This is a genomic window from Aminobacter sp. Y103A, assembly GCF_030294925.1.
Taxonomy (GTDB): domain Bacteria; phylum Pseudomonadota; class Alphaproteobacteria; order Rhizobiales; family Rhizobiaceae; genus Aminobacter; species Aminobacter ciceronei.
Map to the genome: position 1 here is coordinate 1,375,667 of NZ_AP017986.1, position 20,699 is coordinate 1,396,365.

The window sequence follows — 20,699 nt, forward strand, 5'->3', positions numbered from 1 at the left end:
TGTCGCCTTTGTTGGGTCCGCGACACCGGGCTATTTCATCGAGCTCTTGTCTGCCTCAGGCTAATCCCCTGAAAAGCAATCACAATGTTTTTCTTCTGCTGGGTCGGCCAAATTGGCACGAGTTTTGAGACTCCTTCGTTGGGAGCCGGGAGCCGACGACCGATCTTCATTTCGTGGATGACACCGCGATCGATGGAACGAAGAAAGAAAAGCATAATGTCAAATCCGCATCAGATAGCATCCTATGGCAAGGGGGCCTTGGCGAAACCGCCCGTACCCAAACAGGCTGCCAACCTTGTCGACGCTTGCGCAGGAAATCTTGATGGCCGGCTGCGACTCAAGGGCCCACCACACTCGCCTTAATCCTGAACTCGAAGGCGCAGGATAAAGTTCTGCATCTCGCCGCGCGGTATGCCTAGACAGTTACACGTTGGCCGATCTTGACATCGAGTCGGGCTACTCCCCGGAGGACGTCTACGTGCCGTCGTAATCATTCGCTGCCCGCAGCGCCTTCCGCCCTTCCATCGCTTAGAGAGTGAAGTGCCACCATGTCCGAACAACCCTTGCCGACGCTGCCGATGTGGCGCGTCGATCACATCGAGCCCTCGCCTGAGATGTTGGCGCTACGCGCCAACGGTCCGATCCACCACGTACGCTTCCCGTCCGGGCACGAAGGCTGGTGGGTGACAGGCTACGACGAGGCCAAGGCGGCGCTGTCCGACGCGGCGTTCCGGCCCGCGGGAATGCCGCCGGCGGCATTCACCCCGGATTCGGTGATTCTCGGTTCGCCGGGGTGGCTTGTCTCGCACGAGGGGGGCGAGCATGCCCGGTTACGCACGATCGTGGCGCCGGCCTTCAGCAACCGCAGGGTGAAGGTGCTCGCGCAGCAGGTCGAGGCGATCGCCGCGCAGTTGTTCGAGACGCTGGCGGCCCAGCCCCAGCCCGCCGACCTGAGGCGCCACCTCTCCTTTCCGCTGCCGGCCATGGTCATCAGCGCGCTGATGGGCGTGCTCTACGAGGATCACGCCTTTTTCGCCGGGCTGTCCGACGAAGTGATGACGCACCAGCATGAAAGCGGCCCGCGCAGCGCGTCGCGCCTGGCCTGGGAAGAACTGCGCGCCTACATTCGCGGCAAGATGTGGGACAAGCGCCAGGATCCGGGCGACAACCTGCTGACGGATCTGCTCGCGGCGGTCGAGCAGGGCAATGCGACCGAGGAAGAGGCGATCGGCCTGGCGGCGGGCATGCTGGTGGCGGGGCACGAGAGCACCGTCGCGCAGATCGAATTCGGCCTGCTGGCCATGTTCCGCCATCCGCAACAGCGCGAACGCCTAGTCGGCGATCCATCCCTGGTGGACAAGGCGGTGGAGGAAATCCTGCGCATGTACCCGCCGGGCGCGGGCTGGGACGGCATCATGCGCTATCCGAGGACCGACGTGACTATCGCGGGCGTGCATATTCCCGCGGAGAGCAAGGTGCTGGTCGGCCTGCCGGCGACGTCGTTCGATCCGCGCCATTTCGACGACCCGGAAATCTTCGACATCGGACGCGACGAAAGTCCGCACCTGACGTTTTCGCACGGGCCGCACTACTGCATCGGCATGGCGCTGGCCAGGCTGGAACTCAAGGTGGTGGTCGGCTCGATCTTCCAGCGCTTTCCCGCGCTGCGCCTGGCCGTGGCGCCCGAAGAACTGAAGTTGCGCAAGGAGATCATCACTGGCGGGTTCGAGGAGTTCCCGGTGCTCTGGTGACGCGCGGACGCCGCCCGGAATCGCGATCTACTCCGCAATTTGCCGGCGCGCCCAGCGCGCGCCGGTCAGATCAGCCAGCCAACAGGTAACCAAGATGGACGTGCAAGAAACCACGGCAGCATGCCGGGACGCCTTCGCCGAACTTGCGTCGCCAGCGTGTATCCAAGACCCGTATACGTTCATGCGGTGGTTGCGCGAGCACGATCCGGTGCATCGTGCGGCGTCGGGCCTCTTTCTGTTGAGCCGCCACGCCGACATCTACTGGGCGCTCAAGGCCACGGGCGATGTGTTTCGGGGACCGGCGCCGGGCGAACTGGCGCGCTATTTCCCGCGTGCGGAGACCAGCCTGTCACTCAATCTCCTCGCGTCCACGCTAGCGATGAAGGAACCACCGACGCATACGCGTCTGCGCCGGCTGATCTCGCGCGATTTCACCATACGCCAGATCGACAACCTGCGGCCGAGCATCGCACGCATCGTCGCAGCGCGCCTGGACGGCATGGCGCCCGGGCTGGAGCGCGGGGAGGCGGTGGACCTGCATTGGGAATTCGCGCTGGCTGTGCCCATTCTGGTCTTCGCCGAACTGTTCGGCATGCCCCAGGATGACATGTTCGGGCTCGCCGCCGGCATCGGCGCCATTCTGGAAGGCCTGAGCCCACACGCCAGCGATCCCCAGCTCGCCGAGGCGGACGCGGCCAGCGCCAGGGTGCAGGCCTACTTCGGCGACCTCATACAGCGCAAGCGCACCGATCCCCGCAACGACATCGTGTCGATGGTGGTCGGCGCACACGACGACGATGCCGACACGCTGTCGGATGCGGAGTTGATCAGCATGCTGTGGGGCATGCTGCTGGGCGGCTTCGCCACCACTGCTGCGACCATCGACCATGCGGTCCTAGCGATGCTGGCGTATCCCGAACAGCGGCACTGGCTGCAGGGAGACGCCGTGGGGGTGAAGGCATTCGTCGAAGAAGTCCTGCGCTGCGACGCGCCTGCCATGTTCAGCTCCATCCCGCGTATCGCCCAGCGCGACATCGAACTGGGCGGCGTGGTGATCCCGAAGAACGCGGACGTGCGCGTGCTGATCGCGGCCGGCAATCGCGACCCGGACGCCTTCTCCGATCCCGACCGCTTCGATCCCGCGCGGTTCTACGGCACCACTCCTGGCATGTCGACCGACGGGAAGATCATGCTGAGCTTTGGCCACGGCATCCACTTCTGCCTCGGTGCGCAACTGGCCCGGGTGCAGTTGGCCGAGAGCCTGCCGCGGATCGAGGCGCGCTTCCCCACGCTGGCATTGGCCGAGCAGCCGACCCGGGAGCCATCCGCGTTCCTCAGGACGTTCCGCGCGCTGCCGGTGCGACTGCATGCTCAGGGGGGCTGAGATGCGCGTCGTGATCGATCAGGATCTATGCGGAACCACCGGGCAGTGTGTGCTGACGCTGCCGGGCACCTTTCGCCAGCGCGAACCGGACGGCGTGGCGGAAGTGTGCGTGGCGACGGTCCCGCAGGCGCTGCACGCCGCCGCGCGGCTCGCGGCCAGCCAGTGTCCGGTCGCCGCCATTCGGGTCATCGAAAGCGACGCTGGCGAGCGCGCCAGCGCCGACCCTGCGCCTTCTCCGGCGCAGGCTGAGCGGCATGCCGCGAAAGACCAACGCAACCCAGGAGGACGGTTTGAAGGCAAGGTGGCCGTGGTGACCGGCGCCGGCGCCGGCATCGGCAAGGCATGCGCCCTCGCCATCGCGCGCGAGGGCGGCAGAGTGGTGGTGGCCGACATTGATGGCTCGGCGGCCGTCGCCTGCACCGCGCAGATCGCGGCCGAAGCGGGCCACGCGCTGGCCCTGGCCATGGACATCGCCGATGCGCAGGCGGTGGCAGCGCTGTTCGAGACGGCGGAGCGGCACTTCGGTGGGGTCGACCTGCTGGTGAACAACGCGAGCGCCATGCATCTGACACCGCGCGACCGCACGATCCTCGACCTGGACCTGGCGGTCTGGGATCAGACCATGGCGACCAATCTGCGCGGCACGCTGCTCTGCTGCCGGCAGGCCATCCCACGAATGATCGCCCGCGGCGGTGGCGCGATCGTCAACATGTCGTCGTGCCAGGGGCTCAGCGGTGACACCGCGCAGACGTCCTACGCCGCGTCGAAGGCGGCGATGAACATGCTGTCGGCCTCGCTCGCCACCCAGTACGGTCATGCGCAGATCCGCTGCAACGCGGTTGCGCCGGGTCTCATCATGACCGAGCGTCTCCTCGCCAAGCTGGACGAGTGCATGCAACGGCATCTGAGCCGGCACCAACTCCTGCAGCGCGTCGGCCGCCCCGAGGACGTGGCCGCGCTGGTGGCGTTCCTGCTCTCCGACGATGCTGCGTTCATCACCGGCCAGGTCCTGTGCATCGACGGCGGCATGCTGGCGCATGTGCCGACGTACGCCGACGGTGGCAACAGCCGCGCCGCGCGGCCTGCCGGCGACACCGCCAAAGCGGCCGCGGGGCCGCGCTGCTGATGGACATGCTGCTCAACCCGCTGGACCGTCGGCACCGGCTGCGGGACGACATCCCGGTCGTGCCCGGCGCTTTCCCCCTGGTCGGACATCTTCCCGCCATCGTATGCGACCTGCCGCGCCTGCTGCGGCGCGCGGAACGGACGTTGGGCAGCCACTTCTGGCTGGATTTCGGCCCTGCCGGACACCTGATGACCTGCGTGGATCCGGATGCGTTTGCACTGCTCCGGCACAAGGACGTGTCCTCGGCGCTGATCGAAGAGATCGCGCCCGAATTGCTTGGCGGAACGTTGGTCGCCCAGGACGGCGGCGCGCACCGGCAGGCGCGCGACGCGATCAAGGCGGCGTTCCTGCCCAAGGGGCTGACCCAAGCCGGCATCGGCAACCTGTTCGCGCCCGTCATCCAGGCGCGGGTGCAGGCGTGGCGCGACCGCGGCGACGTAACCATCCTGCGCGAAACCGGCGACCTGATGCTCAAGCTCATCTTCAGCCTCATGGGAATCCCAGCGCAGGACCTGCCGGGATGGCATCGCAAATACCGGCAACTGCTGCAGTTGATCGTCGCGCCCCCGGTCGACCTGCCTGGACTGCCCTTGCGGCGCGGCCGCGCCGCCCGCGACTGGATCGACGCGCAGTTGCGCCAGTTCGTCCGCGACGCGCGCGCACATGCCGCGCGCACTGGGTTGATCAATGACATGGTGAGCTCCTTCGATCGCGGCGACGATGCGCTCTCCGACGACGTCCTGGTCGCCAATATCCGCCTGCTGCTGCTTGCCGGTCACGACACCACCGCCTCGACGATGGCCTGGATGGTGATCGAGCTGGCGCGGCAGCCTGGGCTATGGGACGCCCTGGTCGAGGAGGCGCAACGCGTGGGCGCGGTGCCGACCCGGCACGCGGACCTGGCGCAGTGTCCGGTCGCCGAGGCGCTGTTCCGCGAGACGCTGCGCGTGCATCCGGCGACCACGCTCCTGCCGCGTCGCGCGCTGCAGGAATTGCAACTCGGCCAACGGCGCATTCCTGCGGGCACCCCTCTGTGCATCCCGCTGCTGCATTTCTCGACCTCTGCGCTGCTGCACGAGGCGCCTGATCAGTTCCGCCTGGCACGGTGGCTGCAACGCACGGAGCCGATCCGGCCGGTGGACATGCTGCAGTTCGGTACCGGCCCACACGTCTGCATCGGTTACCACCTGGTATGGCTGGAAATGGTGCAGTTCTGCATCGCCTTGGCACTGACCATGCACAAGGCCGGGGTGCGGCCGCGGTTGCTGAGCGCCGTCGAAAAAGGTCGGCGCTATTTCCCGACCGCACATCCGTCCATGAAAATCCGCATCGGATTCTCATGAGCTGGCATCGCATGCCCCGTGTGGCGAGGCAGCTAGTCGGCGCGCGCGCTCGGTGCGACCCCGCCAACACCGCGGCGGCTCGGACGCTCGCCGTGGCCGTGCCAGATACAAGGACATGAACGACATGCAGACCGATTCCACGCTACACGACGACGCGCAGGCGCGCGGCGCATCCGGCAGGCTGCCGTCGGAGATCTGGATGCAGGACGGCGCAAGGCGGGTCGAACAGGCGCTGGCGCGTCTTCTCTGCGCCGAAGACGACGGTGAGACCGAGCTGATGGCGGCGATGCGCTACGCCACCTTGCATGGCGGAAAGCGCACCCGCGCCTTGCTCTGTCTGGCTACCGGCGCACTGGCCGACACGCCGGCGCCCATGCTCGACGATGTCGGCGCCGCCATCGAGATGATGCACGCCTGTACCCTGGTCCACGACGACCTGCCCGCAATGGACGATGACGTGCTTCGCCGCGGCCTTCCGACCGTGCACGTCAAGTTCGGCGAAGCCACTGCGATCCTGGTCGGCGATGCGCTGCAGGCGCACGCCTTCCTGACCCTGGCGAGCCTGGATGCGCCGAGCGACAACCGTATCGCGCTCGTGCGCGAACTGGCGCAGGCGGTGTCCGCCGAGGGTGCCGCAGGCGGGCAGGCCATGGATCTGTCGCTGGTAGGAAAGCACGTCGAGCTGGACCGGATCGTGGCGATGCACCGGATGAAGAGCGGAGCACTAGTGCGCGCGTCCGTTCGCATGGGCGCGCTATGCGCCATCGCGGAGGATGCCGCCCACGCTGCGCTGTACTGTGCGCTCGATCGCTACTCCGCCTGTTTCGGCCTGGCGTTGCAGGTGGTCGACGACATTCTCGACGCGACAGCGGATACCGCGACGTTGGGCAAGACCCCCGGCAAGGACGCGGCGGCGCAGAAGCCGACCTGTGCGTCGATCATGGGGCTGCAGGCAGCGCGCCAGTTGGCGCTGGATCTGTTGCGCGACGCCGGGGAGGCCATCCCCCCGCTGGGAACGCGTGCGGAACGGTTGGCGCAGATGCTGCAACGGGCCAACGCGTATCTGTTCAAGCACGCGCCATGCGCATGAGCGCGCCCGTCCGCATGGAGTCGCCCCTGTGCCGCTGCGATCGATCGGCCGGCGTGAGCGGTGCATGCTGCACTGTGTCCAAGTCGGCGGCGGCGATCGCAGCGGTTGCCCAGCACAGCCGCGGCTCACGCTGCGCGCTGCGCGCAAGCCTATGCGGCGGACCGGCCCCAGCATGGGGCGCGTCGCCGCGCCGGAGCAGGGCGGCCGTCCGGCGCTGCCCGTGCGCCGGGCCGCGACGGGCCTGCGGCGACGTGCGCGGCGTCTGCCCGATCCAGGTTCCCGTCAACTGTCTGCAGAAGGAACATACCGCGTGAACGCGCTGTCCGAACAGATCCTTTCCGAATTGCGCCACCTGCTGATCGAGATGAGCGACGGCGGCAGCGTCGGTCCGTCCGTCTACGACACGGCGCGAGCTCTGCAGTTCCACGGCAACGTCACCGATCGGCAGGACGCATACGCGTGGCTCATCGCGCAACAACAGGCCGATGGCGGATGGGGAAGCGCGGACTTCCCGCTGTTCCGCCATGCGCCCACCTGGGCGACGTTGCTGACATTGCAGCGTGCCGATCCTCTTCCCGGCGCGGCCGACGCAGTCCAGGCTGCAACCCGGTTCCTCGAGCGCCACCCCGATCCCTACGCGCATTCGGTGCCGGAGGACGCGCCGATCGGCGCGGAGCTGATCCTGCCGCAGTTGTGCGGCGAGGCCGCATCCTTGCTGGGCGGCGTGGGGTTTCCGCGCCACCCGGCGCTGTTGCCGTTGCGGCAGGCGTGCCTTGTCAAGTTGGGGGCGGTGGCGACGTTGCCGAGCGGCCATCCGTTGCTGCACTCCTGGGAAGCCTGGGGAACGTCGCCGACCACCGCATGCCCCGACGACGACGGCAGCATTGGCATCAGTCCGGCGGCCACCGCCGCGTGGCGTGCGCACGCCGTAACACATGGGAGCACGCCGCAGGTCGGGCGCACCGACGCGTATCTGCAGGCGGCATCGCGGGCGACGCGCAGCGGCATCGAAGGTGTCGTTCCCAACGTCTGGCCGATCAATGTGTTCGAGCCATGCTGGTCGCTGTACACCCTGCATCTGGCCGGGCTGTTCGCGCATCCCGCGTTCGCCGATGCCGTGCGCGTGATCGTCGCGCAGCTCGACGCCCGCATGGGCGTGCGCGGTCTGGGCCCGGCCTTGCACTTCGCAGCCGATGCCGACGACACCTCCGTTGCGTTGTGCGTCCTGCGCCTTGCAGGTCGCGACCCGCCGGTCGATGCGCTGCGCGATTTCGAAATCGGCGAGCTATTCGTCACCTTCCCCGGCGAGCGCAATGCCTCGGTGTCGACCAACATCCATGCCCTGCATGCGTTGCGACTGTTGGGAAAGCCCGCCGCCGGCACCAGCTACTACGTCGAGGCCAATCGCAACCCGCACGGTCTATGGGACAACGAAAAATGGCACGTTTCGTGGCTGTATCCCACCGCGCATGCGGTCGCTGCGCTGGCGCAAGGCAAGCCCCAGTGGCGCGACGAGCGCGCGCTGGCGGCGCTGCTGCAGGCGCAGCGCGATGACGGCGGCTGGGGCGCCGGTCGCGCGTCCTCATTTGAGGAAACCGCCTATGCGCTGTTCGCGTTGCACGTCATGGACGGGAGCGAAGAGCCGACAGGGCGCCGGCGCATCGCGCAGGCGGTGGCGCGTGCGCTGGAGTGGATGCTCGCTCGCCATGTGGCGCATGCATTGCCGCAGACGGCGCTGTGGATCGGCAAGGAACTGTATTGCCCCACCCGGGTCGTGCGGGTGGCCGAACTCGCCGGGTTGTGGCTGGCGCTTCGTTGGGGGCGGCGCGTCCTGGCCGAGGGAGCAGGAGCGGCGCCATGATCCAGACCGAACGCGCGCTGCAGCAGGTGCTGGAGTGGGGGCGTTCCCTGACAGGGTTCGCCGACGAGCATGCCGTGGAAGCGGTCAGGGGCGGCCAGTACATCCTGCAGCGCATCCACCCGAGCCTGCGCGACACCTGCGCCCGCACTGGCCGCGATCCGCAGGCCGAAACGCTGATCGTGGCGTTCTATCGCGAACTGGCGCTGCTGTTCTGGCTCGACGATTGCAACGACCTTGGCCTGATCGCGCCGGAGGAGCTCGCCGCGGTGGAGCAGGCGCTGGGGCAGGGCGTGCCGTGCGCGCTCCCCGGATTCGAGGGCTGCGCTGCTCTGCGCGCTTCGCTGGCCGCGCTCGCCTACGATCGTCGCGACTATGCTCGGCTGCTCGACGACACTCGGTGCTACTGCGCGGCGCTGCGCGCCGGACACGCGCAGGCGGTAGGGGCGGAACGCTGGTCCTACGCCGAGTACCTGCACAACGGCATCGATTCGATCGCCTACACGAACGTGTTCTGTTGCCTGTCGTTGCTGTGGGGGCTGGACATGGCGACCTTGCGCGCGCGTCCGGCGTTTCGCCAGGTCCTGCGGCTCATCTCCGCGATAGGGCGCCTGCAGAACGATCTGCATGGACGCGACAAGGACAGGTCGGCGGGCGAGGACGACAACGCGGCGATCCTGCTGCGGCAGCGCTATCCGGCTATGCCTGTGGTGGAGTTCCTCAACGACGAGTTGGCCGGCCATACGCGCATGCTGCACCGGGTGATGGCGGAAGAACGCTTTCCCGCGCCGTGGGGAGCGTTGATCGAGGCCATGGCGGCCATCCGCGCGCAGTACTACCAGACCTCGACCAGCCGCTACCCCAGCGACGCTGCGGGGGGAGGCCAGCGTGCGCCCGCCTGAACGGCGGGATGCGGCTGCGTGCGCGCGCTGCCGTCGGTCCGATCCGATGCAACGCCGTCCCCCGATGCGACGGATGGAGCGAGCATGAGCGATAGCGACAACATCCCGAGCCGGCGCAAGGACGACCATCTGGACATCGTGCTGGATCGGCGAACGGCGCCGGCCACGGTCGCCGCCGGCTGGGAGTACATCCGTTTCGAACACTGCGCATTGCCCGAGTTGGACCTGACGCAGATCGACCTGCGCGCCTCGCTGCTGGGCAAGACCATGCGCGCGCCGCTGCTGATCAGCTCCATGACCGGCGGCGTGCTACGCGCCGAGGCCATCAACCGGCATCTGAGCGAGGCAGCACAAGCCTTGGGGATCGCCATGTGCGTCGGTTCGCAGCGCGTGAGCCTGCAATCCCGCAACTCCCAGGGGCTGACGCGCGCGCTGCGCCGCATGGCCCCAGACATTCCCTTGCTGGCTAATATCGGCGCCGCGCAACTGCGCGAGGCCGACGGCCTGGACCTGGCGTGCCGGGCGGTGGATGCGCTGGAGGCCGATGGACTCATCGTCCATCTCAATGCGCTGCAGGAAGCGGTACAGCCGGAGGGCGACCGCGACTGGCGCGGCGTCCTGGCGCAGATCGCTCGCGCCGCGCGCAGCGTGGACGTGCCGATTGTGGCCAAGGAAGTGGGGTCGGGCCTGTCCGCCTCGGTGGCCTGCGCGCTCGTCAAGGCGGGCGTGGCGGTCATCGATGTCGCCGGCGCCGGCGGCACCAGTTGGGCCGCGGTGGAGGGCGAGCGCGCCCGCGATGCCGCCGACCGTGCAGTGGCGATGGCGTTCGCCGACTGGGGGATTCCGACCCCGGCCAGCGTGCAGGCGGTACGTCGGGCGCTGCCAGCTGTGAAGCTGATCGCGTCGGGCGGGATCCGCGACGGCGTCGACGTGGCCAAGGCCATCCGCCTGGGCGCGGACATCGCCGGGCAGGCGGCCGGCGTGCTGCGCGCGGCGACGGTGTCCACCGAGGCGGTTGTCGCGCATTTCGAGATCGTCATCCGCCAGTTGGCCGTTGCCTGCTTCTGCACCGGCTCGGCTGATCTGGCGGCGTTGCGTCAGGCGCGGTTGTTGCCCTCGGCGCATCTGCCCGCCGGTTGATGCCGGCGTCGCCCGCACGTGGCGGCGGGCGCCTAGCAGGCTGCTGAATACCTACGCCAAAGATGACTACTGATCCACCTTGGCGAGGCGGTTCAATGCGCGGGAGCTCGTGATCACCAGAAGGGAAGTCGATGCCCAGGACGTGGCTTGGTTGGAGACGCTAAGGAACGTCAAACTGACGATTCTTGTAACGTGGTCGGGGATCGAGAGCGACAGGATCGAACCGGTCTCGTCCCGCATAGCGGAACGATAGCTCCACCGGAAGCATTCGGTTCTGCCACAGCATCGGCCAGGCAAAAATAACTTGCGTTGCGCAGATAAAATGCCCTGATCCTGCCATTCCTCCATGGGCACGTGGGCGGGGAGAAATCTCATACAACTGGCAGCGAAGGGAGGCTCGGCCCAATGAGCGGGGTGGCGCGTGAAGAAGTTAATCCGGTGTCATCGGCAACGTTCGCGCCGCTCGAGAATTCAACTTTCCGTCCGATCTGGATTGCCACACAGGTATCCAGTCTAGGGTGGCTGATTCAAATGGTTGCCATCAGTTGGCTGATGGCGACCATTTCGACATCGGATGTGATGGTCGCCTTGGTGCAGGCTTCGACAACCTTGCCCACATTCCTCCTGTCAATTATCGCCGGCGCCCTAGCGGACAATTACAGCCGCCGCAATCTCATGTTCGCTGGCTGGTGCGTGATAGCATCGTCCTCGACGATGCTGACTGTTCTTGCAGGTCTCGGAATTTTCAATCCATGGATGGTTCTTGCATTCAGCTGTTTGGCCGGAGTAGGCGCCGCTTTCACCGACCCCGCCTGGCACGCGTCGGTTGGCGATATCCTGCGAAAGCGCGATGTTCCGGCCGCCGTCACGCTTATTTCGGTCGGATATAACGCCGTCCGAAGCATCGGTCCCGCTCTCGGTGGAGTCGTCGTTGCTTCCTTTGGCCCTTTGACGGCTTTCGCAGTGGCGACGCTTACATATCTGATGCTGCTGTGGACCATAGGGCGCTGCAAATGGCAAGTTCGCCCGTCACCGCTGCCGAGTGAACCATTGACCACGGCGATCCATGACGGAGCGCGCTTCACTGCCCTGTCATCCGAAATCAAGGCAGCAATTGCCCGCGGTGCCCTCTTTGGGCTGACGAGCATCTCTATACTAGCGCTCTTGCCTCTCGTCGCCCGCGATCAGCTGGGGGGAGGGCCAGTCGTTTACGGCATCCTGATGGCCGGCTTCGGGACCGGCGCCTTGTTCGCCGGCATCTGCAACAACATTCTGAGACGGAGGCTGTCCCAGGAACGTTTGACGACACTGTCGTGCATCGCCTGTGCGGCTTGTTGTCTATCGCTTGCTTTCACCCCCTCGGTGGCGGTGGCGGCTATCGCGCTGGCGCTCGGCGGCGCGGGCTGGGTCGTGACCTGGACCGGGCTGGACGTAAGCGTCCAGTTGGCGAGTCCAAGGTGGGTCGTTGGTCGCACGCTCTCGATCTATTACGCCCTTTCATCCGGCGGCATCGCGGCTGGCAGCTGGCTGTGGGGTACGGTGGTCGAGAGCTATTCGCTGAGCTCGGCTCTGGAGCTTTCAGGTGGCGCGCTGCTGCTGGTCGCTGGCACCGGCTTCCTGCTGCCCATCCGTCAATGGAAAGATTCCGATCAGGCTCCTCTTGGCTTCGAAACGCCTCAGGTTGCCCTGGATTTGAAGCCCCGAAGCGGGCCGATCGTCGCCAAGATCGAATATTCAATACCCGAAGCAAATGTCGAAGCGTTCCTGGAGCAGATGCGGGAACGGCGGCGAGTACAAAGCGGCGTTGGTGCGCGACACTGGAATCTCCAGCGCGACCTCCAGCAGCCTTCGCGTTGGACAGAAACCTTCCGCACCCCGACCTGGATGGACTACCTTCGCCTGAACCACCGCCTTACGGCAGCCGACAAGGAGTTGGACCAGCGTCTCCTCGCATTGCACCTGGGAGAGCTTCCTCCTCGAACCACGCTTGCGATCGAGCGGCCGACTGGAGCTGGCCGCAAGCGGGACCAATCGATGCGGTTCTTTTTCCGGCGTTGACATCCGTCCAGGCGTCCGCGCTGGTGAGACAGGATGGGTTGGAAACGAGCCACCGCTCTCACCATCCGTTTTGCAGATCGGCTTCGATCCATTCGAGTGGTTGCCGAGCCGGCATACTGGGCGGCTCAGACGTATCCTTGTCGGAGAGATTCCTCGGCACTCGAGCGTCTTGCAGCGCGTTGCGCTCAAGCTCACCGGCACCTGTTCGGTGCGTTCCCAAACAGAGCAATGGCTTTTCGCGCCGCAACCCCGAGGTGGGTAATTCTGGTTTTTGCTGGGTTTAACTCTACGAAATATGTGAACAGGATCGGCTTCACGGCCCGTCTGGTTCGCACTGGCCACAGAGGAATACACAGATATGGCGACCGGAACAGTGAAGTGGTTCAACAGCACCAAAGGTTTTGGCTTAATCCAGCCCGATGACGGCGGTCAGGACGTTTTCGCCCATACTCCAGCTGTAGAACGGGCTGGACTTTCAAACCTCGTTGATGGGCAGAAGATCAAGTACGAGATCGAGCAGGACCGCCGTAGCGGCAAGTCCTCCGCAGGTAGTCTCAGCAAGGGTAGGCTGATTTTCTCGTCGGACCCGCAGAGCGCGAAGGATAAGTCAAGCCGAATGTACCATCGTCATTCGCGGGGCGTATCGCGACGGACTCTCTTTTACGAGACGATCCTGATGCGTCACGCAAACGGTGAATCACGAACGCTCTCGCCGCAAACCCCTTCCGCCCGGAAATCTGCCCCGGTTACGGCTCTCGGCGTATCCCAGAGTTGGGAGAAGCTTCTGCCAGACTACAACTGTAACCTCATATCGGTTTAGCAGGTCAAGCGTCGGTGGTACCCTGATTGGGTAACTTAACGACTTTGGAGGCCGAGCAATGGATCGCGATAACAAACGGGCACGCGCAGCTGCAAGTTCATCCCAAGACGTGGGGAATCGCAGTACCCTCCGTGACCTTCCATACGGACCATTGACCGATGTTGCAGAACGGCTGGTAAGCGCTAAACCCGCGCGATACAGCGCGAAATCTTGGGACCTTCAAAGAACTCGGGAGGCGAGAGCGCATAGCCGTTCGGGGCACTCGAACCGAGCCAGAAACTGACCTCGCGAAGTTTGAAACGCGGACCAATCAGCTTGGACGATCAGCCGTCGATCTGGGAGATAAATTGACTGCCGGGTTGGGACACACCTCGGATGAAGTAGCATTGGAGCAATTCAGAGCAGTCAGTAATGTGTCTCATTACCTTCGGCCAGAGACACAAGATAGTATTGTTAATCGCATTGGCAACATGGATCCACCTTCGCAAGCTATCGGAGCGCTTTACGCTGCGCAAAACTTCAGCAAGTTTAACGCTGAAAATAAAGCTCGCATTTTTGATCAGGCCGCTGAATTGGCTACCGATCCGGATGGCCACGTCAGGTCGACAGCATCCAATGCTATGTACGCGATGTATCACCAGTTAGATCCAAATCAACAGGGCCAAGCTCACTCAATTCCCGGCATGCAAGACATCTTGCCGCAGATGCCTCCTCCGCGGCATGCAGCAGAGGAACGCAGTGCGGATCTGGACGCCCACATAGCAGGTATTGGGGCTGCAGTCCGTGATACAGTTGGCCCGCAAACCTCCCACGAACAGCTGCAGCGGGGTGGTCAAGTCGGCCGGGACATAAGCCACTCCTACAATCACGCCCGAGAGGATCTAATGGAGGCTAGGAGAAGCAGAGATCGCACCGGCCGTTGAGGTCTCGGCCATGGCAGTAACGCTTCCTCTCCCGAATTCCGTTCACGGCCTTGCTGTTTCCAATTCCCTGGCCGTCGACGTAGCTGCTTAGTGAAACTTTCAAAATCCACGTCTGCCGGGTGGCGCGATGCAAGCATCGCACCACCCGCTGCGGCATCGATCTGTCGAGCGTCGGCATCGCGACCTCGGTTCGGTGTCTGAAGCAAGCGCAGCATCAGCACGGCTAATTCGGCCATGGAACAATGTCTTCTACAAAAACGACGTCCCCCAACATAGCCATTAGCATCGCGTGCTCACTCGCCTTGGGGTTCTGTGCGGCAAGTCTGTACGCAACCTTCCGCCACGGGGGTAGCGGCGAGGCTCTGATGGCGTTTGATGTCCGTGCCTTTTGGTTTGAGACGCCCTTCTATTTGGGTATTTGTTCAGCAGCGCCTGCACGCCGTCGGCGCTCAGCTTGCCGCCGTGCGTGTTCGGAAAGAGAGCCGTTGCGCCCCGCTTCCTGGGCTCGTTGAGCCAGCCCCGAAGGGCTTGCTGTGCAACCTTGGTGAGCGGCGTACTTCGCTCCTTGCGGCCCTTGCCAACGCATCGCACGTGGGCACCGTGCCCCAGCATCACCGAGTCCCGGTCGAGATCGATGATCTCCGAGACCCGCAACCCCGTTTGCGCGGCCAGCAACAGCAGAGTGTGATCACGCCGTCCCAGCCATGTGCTGCGATCCGGACAGGCCAGGATCGCTTCAATCTCGGGCCTGGTGAGAAACTGAAGCTGTCGCTTGTCGCATCGCTTGCTCGGGATCGCGAGCACGCGTTGAATCTGGGCGCTATGGGCCGGCTCCTCGAACGACGCATATCTGAAGAAAGACCGAATGGCCGTGAGGCGGAGGTTCCGGGTCCTCACTGAGGCGGATCGCAGTGTCTCAAGGTCCTCCAGGAATGCACCGATGAAAGGCGCGTCCAAATCCCGCAGTGTCAACTGCGACGGAGACCTGCCAAGGCGTGTCTGCGCGAATGCAAACAGGAGCCGGAAGGTGTCGCGATAGGAGGCGATGGTGTTGGAGCTTACGCCTCGATGTCGCATGAGCCGATCGGTGAACCACCGCTCGATCAGCACGGCCAGATCGTTCGAGGCACTCATGAGCGAACCTCCCACCGCTCATCCAGCAGTCGCGCGGCATGGGTCATTAGCTCCGGCGCGGCGGATAGATACCAGTAGGTGTCGCGAACATTTGCGTGGCCGAGAAAGGTCGAGAGGACCGGCAGTTCCCGCTCGACATCTTCGCCCGCACGCAGTTGCACTGGGCATGCCCTGTGCTCGGCTATTCGAGCTTCTCCAATGCCTGCCTAATGTCATCTCCGGCGTCCTCCGGCAACGGCAAAATAGGGCGCGGTGGCTGGACGTGCGCCAGACCGAGGTAGTCGGCGATGACGAACATAACGCGGAAGCTGCCGTAGTGTTTGAACAAGGTCCAGAGCGGCCCGAAAGCGCGGTTCAACCGAGTGGACTCCACCGCGTCGCCGGACTGCGCTGCACGCGTCAGCGCAAGCGCCGGGACCGGCAGCAGACCTGCCGCAACGCTGTACCAGGTGTCACATCCGGCAAGCAGGGCATCCGCCGCGCCCCAATCGCCGCTGTATCCGATTGTGAACGTGTCAGGCGTCATCGACCGCAAACGTGCCAGTTCCCCCGCGTAATCGTCATTCGCCGCCAGAGGCATTTTCACCGCGACGATGTTGGACACCTCTGACAGCCGGGCGATCAATGCGTCGCTGAATGTGAAGCGCGTGGTGCTTGGATTGTTATATATGCACAAAGGCAATTCCCCCGCCTCGGCCACCGCGACGAAGTGCTGGAAGACTTCGTCCTCGTTCAGGGGAACGTAGGACATCGGTGCCAGGAGCAGGCCGTCAGCGCCAGCGGATTTGGCATCGCGCGCCAGAGCCTGAGCTTCATCGGTACGCAATGCACCCACACCCACGACAAGAGGCGTTTTGCCGCCGATGCATTCCACGGCAGCCTGAACGGCACGCTTGCGTTCTTCCCTGGTGAGGTAAGCATAACCGCCCGTGCTCCCCAGAAGGCCGATGGAGTCCGCTCCGGCGCGTTGAATACGCTCGAGAAAACGAGCCAGACCCTCGGTGTCGACATGCCCTTCCGCATCGGTTGGCGTAAGGGGGAACGCCGACAGGCCGCGAAACAAAGTCATCATCCATTCCTTTCGAAACTACATACGGGAAAGCAGCATACGCAGCCCGGCGAACGCGAAGAACATCGCCAACAGACTTTCGATCCAGCGGCGGCAGCGGCGATATAGAGCCACCATAGGCGGTGTGGAGAAGACAATGGCGTAGCCGCAGAATATCGTGACACTTAGGATGGCGCAGCCACCCAATATCGCTGCGATGCTTTGCCACGATGAATTCGGACCGATCCCCAGCGTGACGAGCGCGATCCATGCCAGCACGGATTTTGGGTTCGCCAAATGCATCAAGAGGCCCTTCCTATAGAGCTCACCCCGCGAAAGAGCGACTTGGTCGGTCGATGCGCGCACCGCCAGCTTCTCGTTCGACGTAAGCGCCGACCGTCCCGCCCTGAAGGCGAGGAATAGCAGGTAAAGCCCCCCGAAAACCTGCAGAACGAGCAGTGCCTGGGCGTACCTGGCCAACAGGGCGGAGATGCCGGTGGAGGCCATAAAACCCCAAAAGATCGAGCCGCTGACGACGCCGGAGGCGAGCATGAGCGCAGCACCTCTGCCGCGCGCCATCGCAACCCCCATAATGCGCATGTTGCTCGGGCCGGGGCTCCCCGCGGCAATGACATATGCAGCAAAGACGATGAGCAACTGATGGAGATCGACATTCATTCTCTCAGCCCTTGATAATCTCGATCGGATCGATCGCGCCGGATGCCCCGGGCGGCCATGGATCCACTCGCTCGACCGGAAACCTCATCCGGCGATGGCAATTTCTTGGCTCGCGATTTTGCAGCCAGGCATCAAGGCATTCAGCCCTCCGACCATGGCATCCGTCGCCTCTGCCAATGCATCGTCCGGCATGGTCTCCAACGCCTCCAGTACGAACCACATCCGGCCTGTTAGGGTCTTCAGGCGGGTTCGAGTGCCCTGTCGCCAGTTCCAGCGTCGGCAGGTGACGCCAATGTCGTCGCGCCAGATGACCTCACCGGGCAAGGGAGGATCGTTGACCGCCTCTCCATTCACCATGGTGTCGAACGTCTCACTCCCGTCAGCGATCGTCAGGTGGGGTCTTCCGACATAGGCGTCAAAATTCTCTCCACCCACCGGGACTGCGTATTTCAGGCTGATGGCGTTGTAGAGATCGACGATCGGGTTGATCGTCGAAAGAGTGCCGTCTTTCAGAACCCGCTTTCTGAGGGCCTGGGCTGAGCACGGCGTACGGTTAGGCTTCGCGCCAAAGACGGCGTAGGCGTCGGACCAACTCGCCAGATGAGCTTCTGCCCAAGCCGGGCCATCCGCCAACGCGCAATCGCAGGCTTCACCAAGCAATCGGGGATCGAAACGTCCTTCTTCAGCTGAAGTGGCATCGACGTAGACGCTCACGGCTCTAAATCCCGATGCAATACTCTTAATTCGAGCGTCGATGATGGGACCCTCAAACATCCAGGCAACTCCATCAGTTCGAGCGCAAGCAATCCATGACCGGCGCGACCAGTCACGATCGCTTCCCTGACTGCAAGCCAATATTGCAGTTCACTGGTCCAAACTAAACTGCCACTTTTGGAGATTTTAATTGGTCCAGTATGAGGAGGGTTCTCGCAGCACGGGAGCGACGCGTCGAATTTATCAATCCCTGATCAAGCAGATCCAGGCCGGAGCGTACGGGTGTCGGTGACGCCACCCAGTTCTCCGCAAGCAAGCGGCCCACAAGTTCCCCATGATCCGGTCATGCTGTTGTGAACCCTAGAGCGGGATGATTTTAGGTTGAACAAATCCGGCGTTTTCGAAGTAGTTGTTGCATTCGGTTGCGGTGAGGCCATCGAGGATTTCGCCGATCGCGCTGCAGACAGTATCGACGGTTCGGCGCGCCGCCTTTCTGAGCCAGTGCTTGAGCTTGGCAAAGCTTGCTCGATCGGGTTCAGATCGGGCGAATATTTCGGCAGGAGCAGGAGTCTGGCACCGACGCCGCGAATGGCGCGGCGCATTGCCTTGCCCTTGTGCGAGCCGAGATTGTCCATGATCACGATGTCACCGGGTTTAAGGGTCGGAACCAGAACCTGCTCGACATAGAGCCGGAACCGCTCGCCGTTGATCGGTCCGTCGATCAGCCATGGCGCGTCCAGGCGATCATGGCGCAGTGCCGCCAGGAGTCATGGTCTGCCAGTGGCCGTGCGGGACCTCGGCATAGAGCCGCTCCCCGACCGGCGCCCAGCCGCGCAACGGCGCCGATGAACACCAGGCGTGAAGGATCGATCGCTGCGCGATACTTCAACCATTGCTGACGCCGGCGCGCGATGTCGGGACGCCTCTGTTCGGCCGCGACCAGCGTCTTTTTTTATAACTAAGCTTCTCCTCGCGAACGAAGGCCCAGACCGAGCGATAGTCCACCTTCAGGCCGCGTTCGGCCAGTTCCGCGACCAGCCCACGCAAGGTGAAGGCCTCATTGCGGCAGCGCTCAACCAACCAGTCGCGGTGGGCGCCGCGGATCTTCTTGGGCTTGTGTCCACCGATCTGGCCGGGGCTGACGCTGCCTGTTTCTCGAAAGCGCCCCACCCATCTGATTACCGAGCTGATGCCGACATCATAACGCGCCGCTGCTTGCCGGCGCGAAAGCCCCTCCTGCTCAACCGAAGCGACAACCCGGTCCCGAAGATCGTTTGAATATGGCTTGCCCATCCATGCCGGTCTCCTTCTCCCAGCCAGCATCTTGATGAGGTGGACGCCCCCTCGCGCCGGCATCGATGTGCCTTAAGGTGGCCGTTGATGATCGGAACCACCGAGGAAGGAGCGTTTACATGAAGGTTACAACGATTGGGCTCGACTTGGCCAAAAGCGTATTCCAGGTTCATGGCATTGCCGATGACGGCACCGTCGTCGTGGTGAAGAGGCTGCTCAGGAAGCAGATGATCAATTTCTTCTCCAAGCTTCCGAACTGTCTGATCGGCATGGAAGCCTGTGCGACGGCGCATCATTGGGCGCGAGCCCTGGCGGTGCTGGGGCATGAGGTCAAGCTGATGCCGCCCGCCTATGTCAAAGCCTACGTGAAGCGGGGCAAGAACGACGCCGCGGATGCCGAGGCGATCTGCGAAGCCGTCCGGCGCCCGACCATGCGCTTCGTTCCAGTCAAGACGCCAGAACAGCAAAGCATCCTGATGGTTCATCGGACCCGAGCCTTGGTCGTGCGCCAGCGCACCATGGCTGCAAACGCCCTGCGGGCGCATCTGGCGGAGTTCGGACTGGTCTGTAACCCGGGTGTGGTGAACCTCATAAAGCTGATGCGTGCCGTCTTCGACGAGCATGATCCACAGACTATGCTTCCTGAGATGGCGCAGGTGGCGATGACGACGCTGGTTCGCCGGCTCCTCGAACTGGAAGACGAACTCCGGAAGCTCGACAAGGTCTTGCACGAATGGCATCGCCAGAACGAAGCGAGCCGGCGCCTGGCGGCCGTTCCTGGCATCGGCGTGATCACCGCGACGGCGATCGTGGCCACCGTCAGCGAACCCGGCCAGTTCCGCTCCGGGCGCCAGTTCGCAGCCTGGCTCGGCCTCGTCCCCAAACAGAACTCGAGCGGTGACCGACAACGTCTCGGCGGCATCTCGAAGCAGGGAGACCGCTATCTTCGCCGGCTGCTTGTCGTCGGCGCTACGGCCGTGATCCGTCACAACCGGGGCAAGCAGACGCCAGGAGCCCAGTGGCTGCAATCGTTGCTGGCGAAGAAACCGGTGCGGCTGGTCTCGGTCGCTCTCGCCAACAAGACCGCGCGGATCGCCTGGGCTCTTCTCGCCCGCGGGCAGCAGTTCAGCCCATATCGGATCAGCGCCTGCTGACGGCCGCCAGCCGCTACAGGCAAACACAGGAATTGGTGACGGCAGAACGTGATGCGAGATGATCGACCAAGAACGAGAACACCCCGTGTGATTCAATGCGTCTCGAATGCGCCAGCTTGATCAGGGATCTCGTTCGCGGATTTCCATCAGGGCCAGCGGAAACTGCTCCGCACAAACAGGCCGGACATATGAAAGCGACCGATCAGAAGCTCACCAAAAGCCATTGCCAATCAGGGGCGTCCACATATGAATCTGATTTGCAGACCCTTGGGAATCCCCTTCG

General features: G+C 64.0%; 14 protein-coding genes and 4 pseudogenes. 12 read left to right on the forward strand and 6 right to left on the reverse strand.

Features of this window, described 5'->3' with window-relative positions; translation table 11 throughout:
- The first annotated feature begins 548 nt into the window (after window positions 1-548).
- The 11 genes and pseudogenes from Amn_RS06655 to Amn_RS06700 form a co-directional block, all read left to right on the forward strand.
- Window positions 549-1,751, forward strand: coding sequence for a cytochrome P450 (locus tag Amn_RS06655; RefSeq protein WP_286295247.1), 1,203 nt, complete (start codon window positions 549-551; stop codon window positions 1,749-1,751).
- A gap of 94 nt (window positions 1,752-1,845) precedes the next feature.
- The gene (locus tag Amn_RS06660; RefSeq protein ID WP_286295248.1) at window positions 1,846-3,135 is read left to right on the forward strand and encodes a cytochrome P450; all 1,290 of its coding nucleotides are present in this window, start codon (window positions 1,846-1,848) and stop codon (window positions 3,133-3,135) included.
- Window position 3,136: 1 nt separating this feature from the next.
- Window positions 3,137-3,418 (forward strand): annotated as a pseudogene (locus Amn_RS32600) (ferredoxin); the annotation flags it as partial.
- Between the two features lie 18 nt (window positions 3,419-3,436).
- The gene (locus tag Amn_RS06665) at window positions 3,437-4,261 is read left to right on the forward strand and encodes an SDR family oxidoreductase (RefSeq protein ID WP_027033417.1); all 825 of its coding nucleotides are present in this window, start codon (window positions 3,437-3,439) and stop codon (window positions 4,259-4,261) included.
- Window positions 4,261-5,604, forward strand: coding sequence for a cytochrome P450 (locus tag Amn_RS06670; RefSeq protein ID WP_006329090.1), 1,344 nt, complete (start codon window positions 4,261-4,263; stop codon window positions 5,602-5,604). Before Amn_RS06665 ends, Amn_RS06670 begins: the two co-directional genes overlap by 1 nt.
- Window positions 5,605-5,728: 124 nt before the next feature.
- Window positions 5,729-6,694 (forward strand): polyprenyl synthetase family protein, encoded by a 966-nt coding sequence (locus tag Amn_RS06675; RefSeq protein ID WP_202327574.1) that lies wholly within the window; start codon window positions 5,729-5,731, stop codon window positions 6,692-6,694.
- A gap of 310 nt (window positions 6,695-7,004) precedes the next feature.
- Window positions 7,005-8,555: a hypothetical protein gene (locus tag Amn_RS06680; RefSeq protein WP_286295249.1), complete on the forward strand. Its 1,551-nt coding sequence runs from the start codon at window positions 7,005-7,007 to the stop codon at window positions 8,553-8,555.
- Window positions 8,552-9,454 (forward strand): terpene synthase family protein, encoded by a 903-nt coding sequence (locus Amn_RS06685; RefSeq protein WP_286295250.1) that lies wholly within the window; start codon window positions 8,552-8,554, stop codon window positions 9,452-9,454. Before Amn_RS06680 ends, Amn_RS06685 begins: the two co-directional genes overlap by 4 nt.
- 84 nt (window positions 9,455-9,538) lie before the next feature.
- Window positions 9,539-10,594 carry a type 2 isopentenyl-diphosphate Delta-isomerase gene (gene fni, locus Amn_RS06690; protein WP_286295252.1) on the forward strand — a complete coding sequence of 352 codons (1,056 nt, stop codon included), beginning with the start codon at window positions 9,539-9,541 and terminating at the stop codon, window positions 10,592-10,594.
- 405 nt (window positions 10,595-10,999) lie between these two features.
- Complete coding sequence (locus tag Amn_RS06695; protein ID WP_286295254.1) at window positions 11,000-12,652, forward strand: MFS transporter; 1,653 nt, start codon at window positions 11,000-11,002, stop codon at window positions 12,650-12,652.
- 358 nt (window positions 12,653-13,010) lie between these two features.
- Window positions 13,011-13,214: pseudogene (locus tag Amn_RS06700) on the forward strand (cold-shock protein); the annotation flags it as partial.
- A 1,460-nt stretch (window positions 13,215-14,674) separates the two neighbouring features.
- Here Amn_RS06700 and Amn_RS06705 read toward each other — a convergent pair.
- From Amn_RS06705 to Amn_RS06730, 6 genes and pseudogenes are all read right to left on the reverse strand, one after another.
- Entirely contained in the window at window positions 14,675-15,529 is an 855-nt protein-coding gene (locus Amn_RS06705) for a tyrosine-type recombinase/integrase (RefSeq protein ID WP_244672974.1), read from the reverse strand.
- Window positions 15,526-15,681 (reverse strand): annotated as a pseudogene (locus tag Amn_RS06710) (tyrosine-type recombinase/integrase); the annotation flags it as partial. The pseudogene Amn_RS06710 and the gene Amn_RS06705, both read right to left, overlap by 4 nt.
- Window positions 15,682-15,710: 29 nt before the next feature.
- A complete protein-coding gene (locus tag Amn_RS06715) occupies window positions 15,711-16,598 on the reverse strand; it encodes a dihydrodipicolinate synthase family protein (RefSeq protein ID WP_069093303.1) in 888 nt (295 codons plus the stop codon).
- A gap of 18 nt (window positions 16,599-16,616) precedes the next feature.
- Window positions 16,617-17,255: a LysE family translocator gene (locus Amn_RS06720; protein WP_010914002.1), complete on the reverse strand. Its 639-nt coding sequence runs from the start codon at window positions 17,253-17,255 to the stop codon at window positions 16,617-16,619.
- Window positions 17,256-17,339: 84 nt separating this feature from the next.
- Complete coding sequence (locus tag Amn_RS06725; RefSeq protein WP_096453950.1) at window positions 17,340-18,029, reverse strand: B3/B4 domain-containing protein; 690 nt, start codon at window positions 18,027-18,029, stop codon at window positions 17,340-17,342.
- A gap of 300 nt (window positions 18,030-18,329) precedes the next feature.
- Window positions 18,330-19,262: pseudogene (locus Amn_RS06730) on the reverse strand (IS630 family transposase).
- A gap of 119 nt (window positions 19,263-19,381) precedes the next feature.
- Between Amn_RS06730 and Amn_RS06735 the strand changes: the two are divergent.
- Window positions 19,382-20,416, forward strand: a complete 1,035-nt coding sequence (locus Amn_RS06735; protein ID WP_202330503.1) for an IS110 family RNA-guided transposase — start codon at window positions 19,382-19,384, stop codon at window positions 20,414-20,416.
- Window positions 20,417-20,699 lie beyond the last annotated feature (283 nt).